Genomic DNA, 18,695 nt, shown 5'->3' with positions numbered 1-18,695 from the left:
TTTCAAATTTTTATAAATTACATTTAAGCTGTAACATCAATCAATTTTCTTCGATAAGCTGTCAAGAGTCTAGATTTTGAAATAAATCCAAAGTATTTACCATCTTTTAACACCACTAAATTCCAAGCAGAACATCGTTTAAATTTTTCTAAAATTGCTTCGGCCGAATCTTTTTCATAATAAATAATATCGGAACCATCATGCATTAAATCTGCTACTTTTATTGTTTCATATAATTCTTGATTAAACATAATACTTCTAATATCATTGATAGTAAGGATTCCTAAAAATTCATTTTCTTCATTTATTACAGGAAAATGATTCCTAGAAGATTTTGCAACAGCTTTGGTTACTACATCTCCTAAAGTCATTTCAGGGTTTAGCAGAACAAAATCCGTTTCAATCAATTTGTCTAAATCCAACATCATCAACACATTTTTATCTTTATCATGAGTCAATAATTGTCCTTTTTCAGCTAATTGTTTGTGGTAAATATTATGAGGAATGTATTTTTTTGTAATGATATATGAAATTGAAGCAACAATCATTAAAGGTACAAATAATTCGTAACCTCCTGTAATTTCGGCAATTAAAAATATAGCTGTTAAAGGGGCATGTAAAATTCCTGCCATTAAACCTGCCATGCCAACCATTGCGAAATTTGTTAATGATAATTGATGGTTAAACAAGTTACTTGTATTTATTATTAAAGCAAAAACATACCCAGTAATACTACCGGTAAAAAGGGTTGGTGCAAATATTCCACCTACACCTCCAGCACCAAAAGTGACTGAACTTGCCACAATTTTAAATAAAATTAATCCAATAAGCAGTGCAATAATTATAAAAATATTATCAACCGCACTTTGGAAAATATTATTCCTAACAACTTCAGTTATATTTCCTTTTAATACATTATTAATAGTTGAAAAGCCTTCACCAAAAAGAGGTGGCACAAAATAAATAATGATTCCAAGTAAAATTCCTCCAATTAGCAAACGCTTATAGATATTGGAAAATTTTTTAAAAAACGAATCAACACCAAAAAAAACTTTACTAAAATAAATTGAAATAGCAGCCGAAAAAACACCTAACAGAATATAAAAAGACACATCACTGAATTCAAATTTATCCTGTAAAATGAAATGAAGTAATACTTCATCTCCAAAAAAGAAATAAGATGTTAAAACAGCTGTAATTGAAGCCAATAATAGAGGAATCATTGATGCTAAAGTGAGTTCTAAGCTAAAAATCTCTACAGCAAAAATAATTGCAGCAATTGGGGCTTTAAAAATAGAGGACATTGCACCAGCAGCAGCACCACCAATTAGTAATGTTCTAGTGGTTTGATTTAAATGAAATAATCGCGCGAAATTTGATCCAAGGGCGGCACCTGTAGCAACAGTTGGCCCTTCCAAACCTACGGAACCACCGAAACCAACAGTTAGAGGTGCTGTAATTAATGATGCCCACATTTGATGCTTAGGTAAAATTCCTTTAAGTTTTGAAATAGCATATAAAGTTGAAGGAATTCCGTGACCTACTTTTTTACGAATGATATATTTCTTTATTAGAAGAACAATTAACAAACCAAAAACTGGAAAAATAAAATAGAATGCATGATGAATTTCCTTTATAAATTTTCCTTCTAATAATTCTTGAATAAAGTGGGTAAAGTTTTTTAATACAACCGCGCCAAGACCGGCTAACAAACCAATAACTGCGCTGGCAATATGGATAAATTGCTTGTTAGAGATGTGTTGATATCTCCATTTTAAGAATTTACGAAATAAAACTTCTGACTTGTTTGGCATTTATTTTTTATAAAAAAAAGAAAGTGTAAAAGTACCTAAATTTATTATTTTCTAGGTTCGATTTGGGCAATTTTTGCAACGCTTTTCTTTTTTTTTCTTGTACTTTTCACAACACTCGTCTTTAATTCCTTCGATTATTTTATTCTTGCTTGGCTGCCACCAATCAAAATCGTAATTAAATATATCAGAATTATTAGAGGTTAGCACTGTCTTAATTATTTAATTTAGTAAATGAAAAAGTTATGATTAATTACTTTTTAAAAATCGTTGGATGTCTTTATTAGCCCCATAAATTACCATAATTTCATCTTTTTCTAAAATAAGTTCGCCAGAGGCAACTCCTTGCACTTTTTTCTCAGTGATATGGGTTCCTAGTTTACCAATTACTTCTGTTTTTTTAATGGTTGTTAAAATTAATAGAGCATATTTTTGTCTGAAATTTAATTCTTCAATTTTTCTACCTACATATCTTACAGGAACATTTGCTTCTACTAAGCTAAAATCGTCACTTAACTCAAAAGAGTCTATAACTCCTTTTAAACATAGCTTTTTTGACCATCGTTCCGCCGTTTCTTCTTCTGGATGTACAATTTCATCAATACCAAGTGCTTTTAAAACCATTTCATGTAATGGGTTAATAGCTCTGCTTATAAGTCGTTTAACTTTTAAGTTTTTAAATAAAGCTGTAGCCATCACATTTGCACCTTGATCTTCACCAATTGCAACAATAACAACGTCTGTGTCTTTTAATGGTAAACCCGATACAGTAAACTCATCTGTAGCATTCATGCAAATAGTATGAGAAATTTTTTCTCTTAATGCATCAACTTTAATCATGCTAGAATCTATTCCAATTACTTCATTACCTTGATTTGTTAATTTTTCAGCAAGTGAAGCGCCAAAATTTCCGAGGCCTATAATTAAAAATTTCATAATGCGTTTGTTTAAATTAATTTATGGTTATCTCTTCCGTTGGATATTTGTAATTTTTATGCTTTACTTTTTTAAATATAGCTATTAGAATTGATAACATACTTACCCTACCAATAAACATGATTAGAATAATTATCAATTTGCTAGGCGCACTTAGACTCGCAGTAATCCCTAAACTTAACCCAACAGTACTATATGCTGAAAAACACTCAAATGCAATACCTAATAATTCTTTATCTGGATCAAATACTAAAATTGCAATAATTCCAAATCCTATCACAATTAACGATAACATAATAGTTGCGAAAGCTCGTCTTACAGAGATATCAGAAATTTCTCTACGATAGATTTCAATTCTTGATTTTCCTTTTGCAAGACTAATAAAGTTAAATATTGCTATTGCAAAAGTACTTGTTTTTATTCCTCCTCCTGTCGAAGCTGGCGAAGCACCAATCCACATAAGTAAAATGGTCATCATAACAGTTGCTATATTTAAGGCATTCATATCAATAGTATTAAACCCAGCTGTCCTAGGTGTAGCAGACCCAAAAAGAGCAGTGACAAATTTTCCAATTCCTTGATGCTCAACAAGTGTATTGTTATATTCACTTAAATAAAAGAAAACAGTTCCTAAAATTAATAATGAAAATGTGGTTATTAAAGTAATTCTACTATTTAAACTTAATACCCATGGTTTGTATAGCATTTTACTTTTTTTAAAGTCTAAAATTTTATTTGCAACATGGTATTTTAAATATTTTATCAAATTTGCAATTATAGGAAACCCCAAACCACCAATAGTTAATAATAAAATGATAATTGATTGCAACCCATAATTAAACTTAAAACCAGTTTCATAAAGACCTGCTGTTAGCGTTGAAAAACCAGCATTACAAAAAGCTGAAATTGAATGAAAAATAGCGAAGAAACTTCGATCAAAAAATGTTGGTAATAAGGAGTTATTTAAGCTAAAATAAATAAAAAATGCGCCTAGTATTTCAATGGAAAAAGTAATTATAAGTATTTTTTTTAAAATACTAAAAACTTCACCAATTTTTTCAGAATTTGTTAAATCACTTAAAACCAATTGATTTTCATAGGAAGAGACACCTTTAAAAAAGTAACTAAAATAACTTGCAAAAGTAAGTATCCCAATACCACCAGCTTGAATTAAAACTAAGATAATGGTTTGTCCAAATTGTGTGAAATAGGTGCCAGTGTCTACCACAATAAGGCCTGTTACACATACTGCACTGGTTGAAGTGAATAAAGCGTCTAAAAAAGAAATTCCCTTAAAAGTTGCATTAGGTAACATTAGTAATAATGTTCCAAGAAAAATAATTCCAAGAAAACTAATTATAAAAAGTTGGGCTGGGTTCAACAATGTTCTTTTATAATTAATTTTTTGTTCTGAAAATTCTCTTATAAAAGTTAGAAGAATGGTAATTTTTATCCAATTATCGCTATATAAAAATGTTACTTGGCGGTAGGCTTCTTCTGAAAAGAAGTGAAAATAAATAACTAAAAGGGTAATTATGATACTTAAAGAGTCAAAAAGAATCACTTTTGCTTCTATATTTTTCCCCTGTGTAAGATATCGTAACACGGTTGTAAATATCCCAATACATAAAACGGTTAAAAAAAAGCCATTTATTTTATTTTGTATAGTTGTTGGTTGGTCAAAACCAAAATCGAAAATTAAAATAAATAGACCAGATAGACTTAATAAAAAGGCCAGTTTATAAAGTAACTTAATATTAAAAAAATCTTTGAAATCCCTTTTCAATTTATTTGGATTTTAATTTTTTATAGAAATTTTAAATCTTTATTTTTAAAAGTGAAAATTACGTTTTAAATGCATATAGAATTAAAAATTTAACACCTAAAAAGACACTCATCAAAATAATTTTAGAATAGGAATGATTGAGAGCCTTTATTGAATACCAATTTTTATTTAATGTTTTTTATAAATCAATTTTTAAGCATAGTTCTTTTAATTGCGCATCATCAATTTTTGAAGGAGCATCAATCATAACATCTCTACCACTGTTATTTTTTGGGAACGCAATAAAATCACGAATGGTTTCTTGTCCTCCTAAAATAGCTACTAACCTGTCCAATCCAAAAGCTAATCCACCATGTGGAGGTGCTCCAAATTCAAAAGCATTCATTAAAAATCCAAACTGATCTTTTGCTTGTTCAGGCGTAAAACCTAAATGATCGAACATTAAAGCTTGTGTTTTTTTATCGTGAATACGAATAGAACCACCACCAATTTCATTTCCATTTAAAACCATATCATACGCATTTGCTCTAACTTTAGCAGGATCGGTATTTAATAAGGCCATATCTTCAGGTTTTGGAGAAGTAAACGGATGATGCATTGCATGAAAACGTTTTGAATCTTCATCCCATTCTAATAATGGAAAATCTACCACCCATAAAGGCGCAAATTCATTTGGTTTTCGTAAGCCTAATCGATTTGCAAGTTCCATACGTAAAATACTTAATTGCGTACGTACTTTATCGGTATTCCCAGATAAAACACAAATTAAATCGCCAGCTTTAGCTCCTGTAATTTCAGCCCATTTAGCCAAATCTTCTTCTGTATAAAATTTATCGACAGATGATTTGTAAGTTCCATCTTCATTACAACGGACATACACCATTCCAACAGCACCAACTTGTGGTCTTTTAATCCATTCTATTAAGTTATCAATTTCTTTTCTTGTATAAATATTTCCACCCGGAACTGCAATTCCAACAACTAATTCAGCATTGTTAAAAACGCTAAAATCTTTATGTTTAGCAACATCATTTAATTCTCCAAACTCCATTCCAAAGCGAATATCTGGTTTGTCATTTCCGTATTTTTTTAGCGCTTCATCATAGGTCATCCGCGGGAATTTTGTAACCTCAACACCGTTAATTTCTTTTAATAAATGACGGGTCAAGCCTTCAAATGCATTTAAAACATCTTCTTGTTCTACAAATGCCATTTCACAATCAATTTGTGTAAATTCTGGTTGTCTGTCGGCACGTAAATCTTCATCTCTAAAGCATTTTACAATTTGAAAATACTTGTCTAATCCACCAACCATTAACAATTGCTTAAAAGTTTGAGGCGATTGTGGTAAAGCATAAAACTGACCAGCATTCATTCTGCTTGGAACCACAAAATCACGAGCTCCTTCAGGAGTAGATTTAATTAAAACGGGTGTTTCAACTTCAATAAAACCTTCATTAGAAAGGTATTTACGAGTTTCCATTGCTACTTTATGACGGAAGATTAAATTCTCCCTAACAGGATTTCTTCGAATATCTAAATAGCGATATTTCATTCGTAATTCGTCACCACCATCAGTATCATCTTCAATTGTAAAAGGCGGAACTAATGATTTATTTAAAACAGTCAATTCTTTTACTAAAATTTCAACTTCACCAGTTGGGATATTCTTGTTTTTTGAAACACGTTCTATAACCTCACCTTTTATCTGAATCACAAATTCACGACCTAATGTTTTAGCCTCTTCAACCATTTCTTTTGAAGTTCTGTCTGCATCAAAAATAAGTTGTGTAATCCCATATCGGTCACGCAAATCTACCCAAATCATAAAACCCTTATCGCGTGTTTTTTGCACCCAACCCGCCAAAGTAACTTCCTGACCTACATTTTCTAATCTTAATTCTCCGTTTGAATGTGTTCTATACATGGTTGTTTTTTTATAAGAATGTGCAAATTTAATGAATTAGCAGCTAGTTTTATAAGTTATCCTTCTTTTTTTGGGCGCTCCATTTGAAAATGCAAATGTCAGGCTTTCGGCTCTCGCTTTTTTTGCTGAAAATAGCAAAAAGGAGCTCAAACAAAAGCCTTAATCCTTAACGCAAAATTAGAGTTATAAAGTTAAAAAGGTTTAAAGTCAAAAGTTAAATGGCTTCATTTAAACAAACTCGCTTATTGTTAAAAATCAAAACATTAAATCTTATCAAAATCTTTGTAACTTTGAACTTAAAACTTAAAACTTTGGATTCAAAACTATATTTAGTACCAACGCCCATCGGAAATTTAGAAGATATGACTTTTAGAGCTGTTCGAGTTTTAAAAGAAGTTGATTTAATTTTAGCTGAAGACACGCGTACAAGTGGTAAATTATTAAAGCATTTTGAAATTTCAACTCATATGTACAGCCATCATATGCATAATGAGCATAAAACGGTTGCTAATATTGTTCAACGAATTAAAAATGGAGATTCAATTGCTCTAATTTCTGATGCAGGGACACCTGCAATTTCTGATCCAGGCTTTTTATTAACACGTGCTTGTATAGAAAATGATGTTGAAATTGAATGTTTACCAGGTGCAACCGCATTTGTTCCAGCACTTGTAAATAGCGGATTGCCAAATGATAAATTTGTTTTTGAAGGATTTTTACCAGTAAAAAAAGGCAGGCAGACTAGATTGACTTATTTAGCAGAAGAAACCAGAACAATGATTTTTTATGAATCTCCACATAAATTGCTAAAAACACTTACCAATTTTGGTGAATATTTTGGAGAAGACAGACCCATTTCAGTTTCACGAGAACTCACCAAACTATATGAAGAAACGGTTAGAGGAACTGTTGCAGAACTTATAGAGTACTTTACAAAAAAAGATCCAAAAGGTGAATTTGTAGTTGTAGTTGGAGGAAAGAAATAATAATTAAATTTTTTAAAGATGAATTATAGAATATTAGGAAAAACAGGGCTCAAAGTTTCAGAAATTAGCTTAGGTACATGGCAGGTTGGAGGAAAATGGGGAAGTGAATTCAATCAAAAAAATGCAGAAGAAATTATTAATATTGCCATTGACAACGGAGTTAATTTTTTAGATACTGCTGATGTATATAGCGACGGACTAAGCGAAAAAATCGTGGGTAAAGTAGTACGTTCAAGGAAGGAAGAGGTTTATATTGCCACTAAATGTGGCAGATTCTTAGATCCGCATGTGAGTTCTGCTTACCAACCGGCAGTTTTAAGAAAATTTGTAGAAAACAGTTTATCTAATCTTGGGGTAGAGCGTATAGATTTAATTCAGTTGCATTGCCCACCAACAGAGGTATATTATCGTCCAGAGATTTTCGAGTTATTTGAGGTTCTTACCAAAGAAGGAAAAATTAGAAACTATGGTGTAAGTGTGGCAAATGTGGAGGAAGCTTTAAAAGCGATTGAATATCCGGGCGTTAGTACGGTTCAAATTATTTTTAATATGTTTCGTCAGCGATCAAGCGAATTATTTTTTAGGGAAGCAAAAGCCAAAGATGTGGGTATTATTGCACGTGTACCCCTAGCAAGTGGCTTGTTAACGGGTAAATTTGGTAAAAATTCTACTTTTTCTGAAGAAGACCACCGATTTTTTAATAGAAAAGGCGAAGTTTTTGACAAAGGAGAAACTTTTTCGGGAATTGATTTTGACCTTGGTTTACAAGCGGTAGAAGAATTGAAACATATTTTTAAAGATCAAAACTTGGTGCACAAAGCATTGCAGTGGATTTTGGCTTTTGAGGAGGTAAGTTGCATTATTCCGGGAGCTTCAAGCGTTTCCCAATTGCTGTCTAATTTAGACACATTTTCCGCAACCCCTCTTTTAGAAAGTGATGTGGAAAAAGTAAATGCCATTTATAAAAAATACATAAAAAAGGAAGTGCATCATTTGTGGTAAATAACCGATGTCTCTATTTTTTTTATGGATAAAAATATTCAACCTTCTTTTTTAAATAATTAAGCATAAAATAATACATTTTTTAAGCTCGAATAGGTTATGGATAAATTTTTCACGTATGAATAGTTTGATAAATAGAATAGAAGCTTTACAAAAAGTTTCTCAAAAACTCACCAAACTATATGAAGAAACCATTAGAGGTTCTGTTGCAGAACTTATAGAACACTTTACAAAAAAAGATCCAAAAGGTGAGTTTGTTATTGTTGTTGGAGGGAAGAAGTAGGTTATTCATAAGCTACCCCTAAATAAAAAACCTAAACAACTTGTAATTATATAAGTTAGGGTTTGTGATAAGCCAGTTGATTGTTTATTCTTAAAAATTAACGCTATTAAACAAATGATTATGATTGTAAATGCAATTAAATCCTTGTAATTTTTATCGATGAATTCCATATTTTAAATATTTTATGCTAAACTAAATCTGTAGATTATTTTTTTTAAGACATGAAGAATTTTACGCAGAAGTTCGTTTAACTTAATTATTTAATAAATCTATATGATAATCATAATTCAAAAAAGGACAGAATAAATCAAAACATAAACATCACGAAATTAAGAGGTTATGTGTATTTGATTTTTATTAGGATTATTTTAAGTACTAATTATTGATATTTTATTCAAAAAAAGAGGACAAAATTCGCTAAGTTGAATTTTGTCCTCTTTTTTTGAAGTTGGCTTATTTTTTAATAACTCATTTCAACAATTTTTTCAACATCGCTTGGTGTAACTTTTCCATGTTCCCCTAAACCTAACCAGCCTCTTTCAGTAAATCGTTTTGAAATTATTTGAGCTGTGCCTTTGTAATCATCTGTATATTCTGATAACCTGGTTTTAATACCTAAAGATTGAAAAAACTCAGTTGTTTTTTTGATGCCAATCAATGCTTTTTCTTCAACAGAACCTTCGGAAACATTCCAAACCCTTGTGGCATATTGTGCCAACTTTTCTTTTTTAGTTGCAAGGTTATAGGTGTAATGACTTCCGGCAATAATTACCAAAGTTCTAGCATGGTCTATTCTAAACAAGGCTGTTAATTCGTGCCCCATCATGTGAATTGCCCAATCTGAAGGAACACCTTGTTGAATTAATCCGTTTAAAGCCAAGGTACAACTCCACATAAAGTTTGATGAAGCTTTGTAATCAGACGTATCTTTTAAAATTGCAGGGGCAACTTCAACTAATGTTTGCATTACGCTTTCAGCTAATCTATCTTGTAATTTTGCATCTACTGAATAGGTCATGTATTGTTCTAAAACATGAGTAAAGGCATCTGCTAATCCATTTGAAATTTGATGTTGAGGAATCGATTTTACAACTTCTGGATCTAATATAGAAAACACAGGAAACAATCCCGGACCGCCCATAACTAATTTTTCTTTGGTTTCTCTGCGTGTAATTGCAGCTCCAGAGTTCATTTCTGAACCTGTTGCTGGTAACGTAAGTACAGTTCCAAAAGGCATACCTTTTTGTGTTCTTATGTTTTTTGATAAAATATCCCAAGGAGAATTTCCATCGAATAAAGCTGCCGCCGCTAAAAATTTAGTTCCATCAATTACAGAACCACCACCAACAGCTAACAAAAAAGTAATGTTTTTATCTTTTATTATTTTTAAAGCGTCTATTAAAACAGCATATTCAGGATTGGCAGGAATGCCACCAAATTCGACAATATCAAAAGATGAAATTGCTTTTTTAATTTGATTGTAAATTCCATTAGATTTGATGCTTCCTCCACCATAAAGTAGTAAAACTTTTGCGTTTTCAGGAATTTCTTTTGAAAGATTTTCAATTTGACCTTTTCTGAAAAGAATTTTAGTCGGATTTTTAAATTGAAAATTATTCATATGGTTTAAATTTTTATTCAACAACTGTTACTAAATCTTCTGTAGATTTTCTTACCTTTTTAAGGTTAACTAACCAGTCTATTTCAGTATCTCTGTACCCAATTGGAAGCAGGACACAACTTCTCAACCCTTTTTCACGTAAACCTAAAATTTTATCAACTGCAGCTGGATCAAATCCTTCAATTGGTGTTGTATCAACACCTTCATAAGCTGCAGCAATTATAGCAGCACTAAACGCAATATAGGCTTGTCTTGCAGCGTGATTAAAGTTTTCTTCAGCATTTTTTTGTGGATAATTGCTCAGTAAAATTTGACGGTAATTTTCCCAACCTTCGTTTTTAAAACCGCGAACCTCATTTGTTAAATCAAACATTTTATTAATTCTGTCTTCAGTATAAGTATCCCAAGCGGCAAATACCAATAAATGAGAACAATCTGTAATCATAGATTGATTCCAAGCCACAGGTCTAATAGCTTCTTTAGTTGCTTGGTTTTTTACCACAATTATTTCAAAAGGTTGCAAACCACTTGAGGTTGGAGCCAGACGAGCAGCCTCAATAATATTGTCAATTTTTTCTTGAGATACTTTTTCACCATTCATTGCTTTTGCGGCATATCTCCAATTTAATTTGTCTAATAATTCCATATTTTTAATTTATACTTTTAGTTACTTATTTTTTACGATTTCTTTAATTTTATCTGATGTAATTCTATTTTCTTTTGAAGGCTTAGTATTTGTTAAATTCACCATTGCTTGCGCAATTGTTTCGGCTTCTATTATTCGGTATTTCTTCAATTTCCCAATAAATAAAAGTTGAATAAATTTAAAAATTGTCAATCCTATTTTTTCTGCAATTCTGGTTTCGGTTCTATTTCCTCCAATAATGGATGGTTGCAAAATGTAAGTGTTTTTAATGTTTTGTTGTAACACATCACGTTCCATTTCACCTTTAGTTTTGTTATAAAAAATACTGCTTTTTACATTGGCACCCAAAGCCGAAACTACTATAAAAGTGCTGATATTATTTGCTTTAGCCAACTTTGCCGCAGCTACAGGAATTCCATAATCTATATTTTTATAAATTGTTTTATCAGGTGTTTTTTTAGCAGTTGTACCTATGCAACAAAACACCTCATCGGCTTTAAAATAGCTTTTAAAGGTTTCTAAATTTATAATATCCTCTGTGTACTGAATCACTTTTAAAGGCAATCCATCTATTTTTTTTCGCGAAAATAATTTGATGGTTTTGTATCGTTCATCTTTTAGTAATTTTTCTAAAAGAATTGAGCCAGTTAATCCGGTTGCTCCCAAAATAATAGCAGTTTTTTCCATATCTTATAGTTTTATACTATCCCAAGCGGCTTGAAAAGCGTCATTTAATTTTTCCTGATTTAACTCACAGCTAGTTTTATATTGTTTATTTGTTAAAAATGCCAGTGGATAAATTGTAAATGCATACAATAAATAGGGCGAAATGGGTTTAATAACACTTTCCTCTTTCCCTCTTTCCCATAAATCGAGTAGTGGTTGTAAATGTTTTAACCCTTCACGTTTAATGGCATCATCAATCATAGGCGTGTTGTCACACTGTGATAAAAAATTAGCTTCTTCAACTTTATTTAGTTTAAAGTTAGCAATGTTAAACCATATCTGTTTAAAGCTTTCCATTACACAGGTTTCTTCGTTATAATTATTGAAAGCAAAAGCACTAAATGATGCTTTCATTTCTAAATATAACTGATTGATTAAATCTTGTTTGTTTTCAAAATAAATATAAATAGTTGCAGGAGACACTTCGGCCATTTTTGCAATTTTAGACATAGGCGCGTCGTGAAATCCTTGATTGTTAACTAAATGAAGCGTTGCGTTTAATAAAGCAAAGCGTTTTTTATCACATTTTTGTCGAATAGCCATTAATTTATTTTAATTACCGTGGCAAATATATATAAAATTATTCACAAAATGAATGATCATTCATTTTGTGAATATAAAATTATGTTAAATATAAAATTTAGTACTTTTACATATTATGGGAAATAAAAGTAACAATGGTCAACAACTGCATCCAAAAAATATTCATCAAAATGGATATCATTTTACTGAGCTGATTGAAGTATACCCATTATTAAAGGAATTTGTATTTGTAAATAAGTATACTACTGAAACTATTAATTTTGCGGATCCAAAAGCCGTAAAAGCATTAAATACTGCATTGTTGTTTAAGTATTATAATATTTCATTTTGGGATTTTCCAGACGATAATTTGTGTCCTCCAATTCCTGGAAGAGTGGACTATATTCATTATTTAGCAGACTTATTGGCCAATTCTGGAATTACTAAAAATATTTCTGTTTTAGATATAGGTACAGGTGCAAATTGTATCTATCCTTTATTAGGAAACGCCGTTTATGGTTGGAGTTTTATAGCCACTGATATTGATAAAAAATCGTTGGATAGAGCCGAAAAGATTATTAAAAAGAATAACCTGTCTGATTTTATTCAATTAAAAAATCAGCCAGATTCAACTCAAATGCTAAAAGGAATAGTTAAAAGAGATAGTAAGTTTTCTTCAGCTATGTGTAATCCTCCTTTTTATGGTTCACAAGAGGAAGCTATGGAAGCAAATGCTCGAAAATTGGAAGGTTTAGGGAATGATGCTAAAACTCGAAATTTTAGTGGAAAACAACAAGAATTATGGTATAAAGGCGGTGAAAAAGCATTTATTCATACGTATTTATATGAAAGTTCCATGTTTAAAACAAACTGTTTTTGGTATACAACCTTGGTTTCCAAAAAAGAAAATGCTGAAAGTATGTATGCTTCCTTAAAAAAATTAGGAGCAACCGAAATTAAAACTATTCCAATGCATCATGGTAATAAAGTTACTCGAGTTGTTGCTTGGACTTTTTTATCTGCAGAAGAGCAAAGTAATTGGTAAAAAGAATAAAGGTTCAAGCTGAAACAAGATCAAGGTTTATTTTATTTAATGTTGATGAAAAGTTTCTGAAATAAAAGACAAAACTTCTGGCAACGATTCTCGCCAATAAGTCCAAGTATGTGCTCCATTTCTAACCCGATACTCATGCGGAATCTCTTTTTTTCGCATGGCAATATGAACCAAACTATTTCCTTCATATAAGAAATCATCATCACCGCAATCAATATACCAACGAATAGATTTAAGTTTTTCTACTTCCATTTTTTCAATCAATGAAACAGCATTGTGGTTTTCAAAATATGGTTTTAATTTAGATTCATCATAGTTAGTAGTATTAAAATATTTTGCTAAAACCTCTCTAGTGTCATCAATGGTTAATGGTCCAGCGTAAGCACTTAACGGACAGGCAGATGAAAATAATTCAGGGCGATGCATTGCATACATAAATGAACCACCACCACCCATTGAAAGTCCGGCAATAGCTCTAAAACGTTTTTCACTTTTAATACGATATTTTTTCTCCACATGTGGCATTAACTCTTCAAAAAAGAAATCTTCGTAGTTCCAATCTCCATGAATAGAATTAAAATATCCAATCCGAGTTGTATTTGCATCGGGCATTACAATAATCATTGAAGTAGCAGTTCCGTCTAAAATAGATTTGTCTGTAATGCGTAAAATTTCACCAAATTGTATCCATCCTGTTTGGTCATCTCCCATTCCGTGTAATAAGTATAGAACTGGATAACTTCTTGTTGAAGTTTCATAATCAGGCGGCAAATATACCGCAAATTTGCGTTCACTTTTTAAAATTTCACTTTTCATTGTTAAGTTATCAAACACCTTTCCTGTTTGCGAAAATCCATTAAAAATGGTGTAGCAACTTAAAAATATAACAGCTAATAAATTTTTCATAATTAATTAATTTTTAGTACCAACGTTTTTTATTTTTTTTTGAAGCTTCAGATTTACGTCCTGGTTTATTTTTACTTTTCCCAGGTGTTTTATGAATTTCACGTTTTGCTTTAGGATCTAAGACAAAAGGGTGATTTTCTTCAATAGGAATTACCGTATTTATTAATTGTTGAATACCCTTGATATATGGTTTTTCGTCGGCTGAACAGAATGAATATGCTTCTCCAGAATTACCAGCCCTACCGGTTCTCCCAATTCGATGAATATAGGTTTCAGAAATACTAGGTATATCGAAATTTATTACGGCATCTAAATTGTCTATATCAATTCCACGAGCAGCAACATCGGTTGCAATTAAAATATTAATTTTACCTTCTTTAAAGTTTTCCAGTGCATTTTCACGGTCGTTTTGAGTTTTATCGCCATGAATACTATCTATTTTATAACCATTGCTTTTCAACATTTTTTCTAATTTCGAAATCCCCATTTTGGTTCGTCTAAATATTAAAATATTTCCATTAATAGTATTTCTTAATAAATGCAAACACAATTCCATTTTATTTTGTTTACCTACATAAAACAATAATTGATTTACGTTTTGAGCGGCTGACGATGATGGTGTTGCATTCACCGTTTCAGGATCTTTTAAAATGGTATTTGCAAGTTCAACTACTTTTGCTGGAATAGTAGCTGAAAACAATAAGATTTGTTTGTTTTTTGGACACAATCGTTCAATTTTTTTAACATCATCTATAAAACCCATATCCAGCATTAAATCTGCTTCATCAAGCACTAAAGTTTCTATATAGTCTAAATTAATAAAATCTTGTTTGTGTAAATCTAATAGTCTACCCGGTGTTGCTACTAAAATATCAACCCCTTTTGTTAATACATCTTTTTGAGGTTCAATGGAAGTTCCTCCATAAACAACGGTTGTTCTTAGATTAATATATTTACCGTAAACTTTAAAACTTTCCTGAATTTGTATGGCCAACTCTCTAGTTGGACTCACAATTAAAGCTTTTATTTTTTTTCCTTTTTTTCCTGAATCTTGCTTATCAAATAACATTTGTAAAATAGGTAATGCAAAAGCGGCTGTTTTTCCTGTTCCTGTTTGAGCAGTGGTAATTACATCTTTTTTAGCTAATACCAATGGAATAGTTTGATTCTGAACCGGAGTTGGAAATTCATATCCTTCTTCTAAAAGTGCTTTTAAAATAGGTTTATTTAGCTGTAAGTCTTTGAATTGCATATTTTTTGTTTAAAACAAGATTTTTGCAAAGGTACAATTATTTAGATGCACTTATTTAGGATAGCAAAACGGAGCTATTATTAGTTTAGGGGTAATTCAAAATAGAAATTAGAGCCTTTACCAAATTCACTACTAACTCCAATAATCCCTTTATGTTGAGTTACAATTTTTTTTGAAATGGCGAGTCCTAAACCGGTACTTACTTCACCATTTGTGGGCTGAATACTTGTTTTTTGAAAATAATTAAACAATTTAGATTGTTCATTTTCTGGAATTCCTTGTCCTTCATCAATAATTTCAGTCTTGATTGTTTGATTATTTGTTTTTGAAATTTTAATAATAATTTCACTGTTTTGATAAGAAAACTTAATAGCGTTTGTAAGCAAGTTATTAATTACGGTACTTAAATAATTTTTGTCAAATTCAAAATTAATTTCACTTTCATTAGCATCAAGTTTAATATTAATGTCTTTTTTTTTGGCAATTATTAAATTCAAATTTATCTGTTCATTAATAAAAGCTATATAATTTTCATTTTTTAAACATAGGTTAATGGTGCCAGATTCAATTTTTGAAACGTCTAATAAATCATGAAGCAAAAGGAGAGAGTTATTACTTAAGTCTTTAATATAAGTTAGCATTTTTATACCCCTCCCATCAATTTCCTTAGAATAATTTTCTAATAACAAATTAGAAAATGAGAAAATAGCACCTATTGGATTTCTTAAATCATGCGCTGTTATCCCTATAAATTTATTTTTCTCTTCATTTATATTTTTTAAATCCTCATTTAATTGGATTACCTTTTTGTATTTTTCTTTAAGGGATAGAATTAAAAGACCAATAATCATAAAAATTGAAAACCTCACAAAAGCATTCCAAATCGGATTAAATAAATTAGTATAATGCCGTAAATTATTATCAACGATAAACCAAATTATCGATGCAAATAGCGCATTAATAAATAACAACTTTATTTGAGAATTACGGTATTGTGAGATTAAAATAATTGGTATTAAATATGCTATTAAAAGCGAGACTTCTGAACCTATAAGGTAATCTAAATAACCAATAAAAATTAATAGAATCAATGAAAATAATGTAACGGTATAATTATTTTCAAATTTTTTAAATCTAGACATAAAAAAGTTGTTCAACGATAACGCGAATATAGGCAGAAATAATCAAATTAGAATTTTAAAAAAAGAGGTTAAATGTTAAAGAATATTTAATAAATAGCTTGTTTTCAAGAAATTGATTTCAAATATAACGCTTCAACTTTGGCTCTTGCCCAAGGTGTTTTTCTAAGAAATTTAAGACTAGAATTTATAGAAGGATTACTTAAAAAACAATTTATTTTAATAGTTGCACCAAGTTCTTCCCAACCATATATAGATACTAGGTATTGCATTATTTCTGCTAACTTTACTCCGTGCAAAGGATCGTTAGATTGTGGTTTTATATTGGTTTCTTCGGTCATAGATTCAGCAAAAATAAGATAATATTGATAAATCAACTTTTTATTTTAGAAAAAATTAATTCCCAATTTCTATTTCAATTCATTTCAAATTAGTTATAGTTTTCTGGTAATTTTCTATATTTTGTTGCTTGTTCAAAAGCATACCCAATTTTCAAAATTTTATCTTCCTCATATGGTCTACCTATAATTGTAATACCTATTGGTTTTCCTGTTTTTTCATATCCCATTGGAATTGTAATGCAAGGGTAATTGGCCGCTGCAGCATAACCTGCATTTCTGTTATTTATAGATAAAATCACATCTAAATTAAATTGAACCAATGGTTTTTCAAAAAAGGAAACACTTTCTTCATGCAGTCTTATTTTTAATAGACTTAAATCTTCATCATTAATTTTTTCAGCCAAAATCCCTTCAAAACGCGCTTGTCCATATGGAATTTTTAGCAACGAATCTTTCTTGTTGTAATCAACTATATCAGCTATTGAAAAAAGTTTTATTTCATTCGAAGCATATTTATTTAAATATTTTGGAAGATCAATTTTCATGTCGGCATTAAGTAAAGCACCAAAACCATCAAAGTTTATTTGCTCAGGTTCAAATTCGATTGCGATACCACCTAAAGCAATTATTTTTTCAATATTCAGCATATATATTGAATCTTTTAACAAACTTTTATTTACACCAAACCGAACTCCTTTTAGGCTTCCATTTTTTAATTCTTCCAAATAATTTTTACCTTTTGGATTGTTCTTAGTTGCAGCATCTTCAGGATCTTCACCACTCATTGCAGAAAGAAGAATTGCTGAATCAATTACGTTTCTTGTCATAGGTCCAGGCGTATCTAAAGTACTTGATAATGGAACAATTCCGTTTCTACTTAATAAACCAGTTGTTGGTTTAAGGCCTACTATGGAATTGGCACTTGACGGAGAAAGAATAGAGCCAGAGGTTTCTGTTCCAACTGATGCTGTAGCATAATTGGCAGCCATTGTTGAGCCACTTCCAGAGCTTGATCCTCCAGTGTCAAATAATTTTCTAGCATAGGGATTTAATGTTTGACCACCAGCGGCACTGTATCCATTAGGGCATCCTGAACAAAGGTAATTAGCCCATTCACTTAAATTAGACTTTGCCAAAATAATACCACCTTTTTCTTTTATTCTATCTATAATAAAAGCATTTGATGTTGTTCTATTGTTTCTTAATAAATGTGTTCCAGCAGTTGTTGGCAAACCTGCCATATTAATATTATCTTTTATGATGATAGGCATCCCGAAAATAGGATGATTTTGTGCTGATTTGTTTTTGTCTCTTTTTATGGCTTCATTAACAGCGTTAGGGTTAACAGCAATAATGTTATTCAGAGTTTTATTTTTGTCGTTTTCAAATTTTACAATTCTAAACAAGTACCATTGAGTTAAATGCTTATATGTAAGAACACCAGATTTAATATGTGCTTGAATTGTTGGTATATCCTGTTCTAAAATGAAAGATTTTAACCTTTGGTAATCTTCTATCTTAAAATCAGCTATTTGAGTTTCTATATTTTTCCAAATATCATTTTTATCCAAAATTTTCGATTGGATAAGTTTAAATCTCATATTTTTAGCCTCATGCGTAGAACTTTCTACCAATTCTTCAGTTTCATCATTGGAAACCCATGGAGGAATAACCGTTTTTTGAACAGGTTTACAAGCAGCCGTTAAGAATAATAAGACTAAAATTAGATTTTTCATTGAATACTATTTTTATATTGA

The 18,695-nt window shown here is 30.6% G+C and carries 16 protein-coding genes and 1 pseudogene; 4 read left to right on the top strand and 13 right to left on the bottom strand.

The features are described from left to right. Nucleotides 1-23: 23 nt before the first annotated feature. The 4 genes from Q8S45_RS10730 to aspS all read right to left on the bottom strand — a co-directional run bounded on the left by Q8S45_RS10730 (nucleotide 24) and on the right by aspS (nucleotide 6,460). The gene (locus Q8S45_RS10730; protein ID WP_305604553.1) at nucleotides 24-1,814 is read right to left on the bottom strand and encodes a chloride channel protein; all 1,791 of its coding nucleotides are present in this window, start codon (nucleotides 1,812-1,814) and stop codon (nucleotides 24-26) included. Nucleotides 1,815-2,060: 246 nt separating this feature from the next. Next, entirely contained in the window at nucleotides 2,061-2,747 is a 687-nt protein-coding gene (locus tag Q8S45_RS10725) for a TrkA family potassium uptake protein (RefSeq protein ID WP_305604552.1), read from the bottom strand. 16 nt (nucleotides 2,748-2,763) lie between these two features. After that, the gene (locus tag Q8S45_RS10720) at nucleotides 2,764-4,533 is read right to left on the bottom strand and encodes a TrkH family potassium uptake protein (RefSeq protein WP_305604550.1); all 1,770 of its coding nucleotides are present in this window, start codon (nucleotides 4,531-4,533) and stop codon (nucleotides 2,764-2,766) included. 178 nt (nucleotides 4,534-4,711) lie between these two features. Then, nucleotides 4,712-6,460 (bottom strand): aspartate--tRNA ligase, encoded by a 1,749-nt coding sequence (gene aspS / locus Q8S45_RS10715; protein WP_305604548.1) that lies wholly within the window; start codon nucleotides 6,458-6,460, stop codon nucleotides 4,712-4,714. A gap of 311 nt (nucleotides 6,461-6,771) precedes the next feature. On the opposite strand from aspS, the gene rsmI reads away from it, so the two are divergent. The 3 genes and pseudogenes from rsmI to Q8S45_RS10700 form a co-directional block, all read left to right on the top strand. Next, nucleotides 6,772-7,446: a 16S rRNA (cytidine(1402)-2'-O)-methyltransferase gene (rsmI, locus tag Q8S45_RS10710; protein WP_305604546.1), complete on the top strand. Its 675-nt coding sequence runs from the start codon at nucleotides 6,772-6,774 to the stop codon at nucleotides 7,444-7,446. An 18-nt stretch (nucleotides 7,447-7,464) separates the two neighbouring features. Beyond that, entirely contained in the window at nucleotides 7,465-8,448 is a 984-nt protein-coding gene (locus Q8S45_RS10705; RefSeq protein ID WP_305604544.1) for an aldo/keto reductase, read from the top strand. A gap of 157 nt (nucleotides 8,449-8,605) precedes the next feature. Continuing rightward, a pseudogene (locus Q8S45_RS10700) lies at nucleotides 8,606-8,731 on the top strand (16S rRNA (cytidine(1402)-2'-O)-methyltransferase); the annotation flags it as partial. 460 nt (nucleotides 8,732-9,191) lie between these two features. On the opposite strand, the gene Q8S45_RS10695 reads toward Q8S45_RS10700, so the two are convergent. Genes Q8S45_RS10695 through Q8S45_RS10680 form a run of 4 tightly spaced genes read right to left on the bottom strand, consistent with a single transcriptional unit; the run spans nucleotide 9,192 to nucleotide 12,267 of the window. Next, entirely contained in the window at nucleotides 9,192-10,352 is a 1,161-nt protein-coding gene (locus Q8S45_RS10695; protein WP_305604542.1) for an iron-containing alcohol dehydrogenase, read from the bottom strand. A 13-nt stretch (nucleotides 10,353-10,365) separates the two neighbouring features. Continuing rightward, nucleotides 10,366-10,998 carry a nitroreductase family protein gene (locus tag Q8S45_RS10690; protein ID WP_305604540.1) on the bottom strand — a complete coding sequence of 211 codons (633 nt, stop codon included), beginning with the start codon at nucleotides 10,996-10,998 and terminating at the stop codon, nucleotides 10,366-10,368. 21 nt (nucleotides 10,999-11,019) lie between these two features. Continuing rightward, nucleotides 11,020-11,685 (bottom strand): NAD(P)H-binding protein, encoded by a 666-nt coding sequence (locus Q8S45_RS10685; RefSeq protein ID WP_305604538.1) that lies wholly within the window; start codon nucleotides 11,683-11,685, stop codon nucleotides 11,020-11,022. Between the two features lie 3 nt (nucleotides 11,686-11,688). Further along, nucleotides 11,689-12,267 (bottom strand): TetR/AcrR family transcriptional regulator, encoded by a 579-nt coding sequence (locus Q8S45_RS10680; RefSeq protein WP_305604536.1) that lies wholly within the window; start codon nucleotides 12,265-12,267, stop codon nucleotides 11,689-11,691. A 115-nt stretch (nucleotides 12,268-12,382) separates the two neighbouring features. Here Q8S45_RS10680 and rlmF point away from each other — a divergent pair, with 115 nt between their 5' ends. After that, a complete protein-coding gene (rlmF, locus tag Q8S45_RS10675; protein WP_305604534.1) occupies nucleotides 12,383-13,291 on the top strand; it encodes a 23S rRNA (adenine(1618)-N(6))-methyltransferase RlmF in 909 nt (302 codons plus the stop codon). A 45-nt stretch (nucleotides 13,292-13,336) separates the two neighbouring features. On the opposite strand, the gene Q8S45_RS10670 is transcribed toward rlmF, so the two are convergent. The 5 genes from Q8S45_RS10670 to Q8S45_RS10650 form a co-directional block, all read right to left on the bottom strand. After that, nucleotides 13,337-14,206 (bottom strand): esterase family protein, encoded by an 870-nt coding sequence (locus tag Q8S45_RS10670; RefSeq protein WP_305604532.1) that lies wholly within the window; start codon nucleotides 14,204-14,206, stop codon nucleotides 13,337-13,339. Nucleotides 14,207-14,219: 13 nt separating this feature from the next. After that, the gene (locus tag Q8S45_RS10665; protein ID WP_305604530.1) at nucleotides 14,220-15,458 is read right to left on the bottom strand and encodes a DEAD/DEAH box helicase; all 1,239 of its coding nucleotides are present in this window, start codon (nucleotides 15,456-15,458) and stop codon (nucleotides 14,220-14,222) included. 80 nt (nucleotides 15,459-15,538) lie between these two features. Then, nucleotides 15,539-16,600, bottom strand: a complete 1,062-nt coding sequence (locus Q8S45_RS10660; protein ID WP_305604528.1) for a sensor histidine kinase KdpD — start codon at nucleotides 16,598-16,600, stop codon at nucleotides 15,539-15,541. Between the two features lie 104 nt (nucleotides 16,601-16,704). Then, on the bottom strand, nucleotides 16,705-16,938 hold the full coding sequence (locus Q8S45_RS10655) for a VF530 family protein (protein ID WP_305604650.1): 234 nt from the start codon (nucleotides 16,936-16,938) through the stop codon (nucleotides 16,705-16,707). Between the two features lie 89 nt (nucleotides 16,939-17,027). After that, nucleotides 17,028-18,674, bottom strand: coding sequence for an amidase family protein (locus Q8S45_RS10650; protein ID WP_305604526.1), 1,647 nt, complete (start codon nucleotides 18,672-18,674; stop codon nucleotides 17,028-17,030). Nucleotides 18,675-18,695 lie beyond the last annotated feature (21 nt).

The sequence above is a fragment of the Lutibacter sp. genome (genome assembly GCF_030692605.1).
Taxonomy (GTDB): domain Bacteria; phylum Bacteroidota; class Bacteroidia; order Flavobacteriales; family Flavobacteriaceae; genus Lutibacter.
Note: the sequence above shows the minus strand (reverse complement) of the source record. Positions and strands in the feature narration are given on the sequence as shown.

Excerpts from the sequence above, each read along its gene's own strand:
- Q8S45_RS10730 (WP_305604553.1), bottom strand. The coding sequence starts at position 1,814 with ATGCCAAACAAGTCAGAAGTTTTATTTCGTAAATTCTTAAAATGGAGA.
- Q8S45_RS10725 (WP_305604552.1), bottom strand. The coding sequence starts at position 2,747 with ATGAAATTTTTAATTATAGGCCTCGGAAATTTTGGCGCTTCACTTGCT.
- aspS (WP_305604548.1), bottom strand. The coding sequence starts at position 6,460 with ATGTATAGAACACATTCAAACGGAGAATTAAGATTAGAAAATGTAGGT.
- Q8S45_RS10705 (WP_305604544.1), top strand. The coding sequence starts at position 7,465 with ATGAATTATAGAATATTAGGAAAAACAGGGCTCAAAGTTTCAGAAATT.
- Q8S45_RS10695 (WP_305604542.1), bottom strand. The coding sequence starts at position 10,352 with ATGAATAATTTTCAATTTAAAAATCCGACTAAAATTCTTTTCAGAAAA.
- Q8S45_RS10690 (WP_305604540.1), bottom strand. The coding sequence starts at position 10,998 with ATGGAATTATTAGACAAATTAAATTGGAGATATGCCGCAAAAGCAATG.
- Q8S45_RS10685 (WP_305604538.1), bottom strand. The coding sequence starts at position 11,685 with ATGGAAAAAACTGCTATTATTTTGGGAGCAACCGGATTAACTGGCTCA.
- Q8S45_RS10680 (WP_305604536.1), bottom strand. The coding sequence starts at position 12,267 with ATGGCTATTCGACAAAAATGTGATAAAAAACGCTTTGCTTTATTAAAC.
- rlmF (WP_305604534.1), top strand. The coding sequence starts at position 12,383 with ATGGGAAATAAAAGTAACAATGGTCAACAACTGCATCCAAAAAATATT.
- Q8S45_RS10670 (WP_305604532.1), bottom strand. The coding sequence starts at position 14,206 with ATGAAAAATTTATTAGCTGTTATATTTTTAAGTTGCTACACCATTTTT.
- Q8S45_RS10665 (WP_305604530.1), bottom strand. The coding sequence starts at position 15,458 with ATGCAATTCAAAGACTTACAGCTAAATAAACCTATTTTAAAAGCACTT.
- Q8S45_RS10660 (WP_305604528.1), bottom strand. The coding sequence starts at position 16,600 with ATGTCTAGATTTAAAAAATTTGAAAATAATTATACCGTTACATTATTT.
- Q8S45_RS10655 (WP_305604650.1), bottom strand. The coding sequence starts at position 16,938 with ATGACCGAAGAAACCAATATAAAACCACAATCTAACGATCCTTTGCAC.
- Q8S45_RS10650 (WP_305604526.1), bottom strand. The coding sequence starts at position 18,674 with ATGAAAAATCTAATTTTAGTCTTATTATTCTTAACGGCTGCTTGTAAA.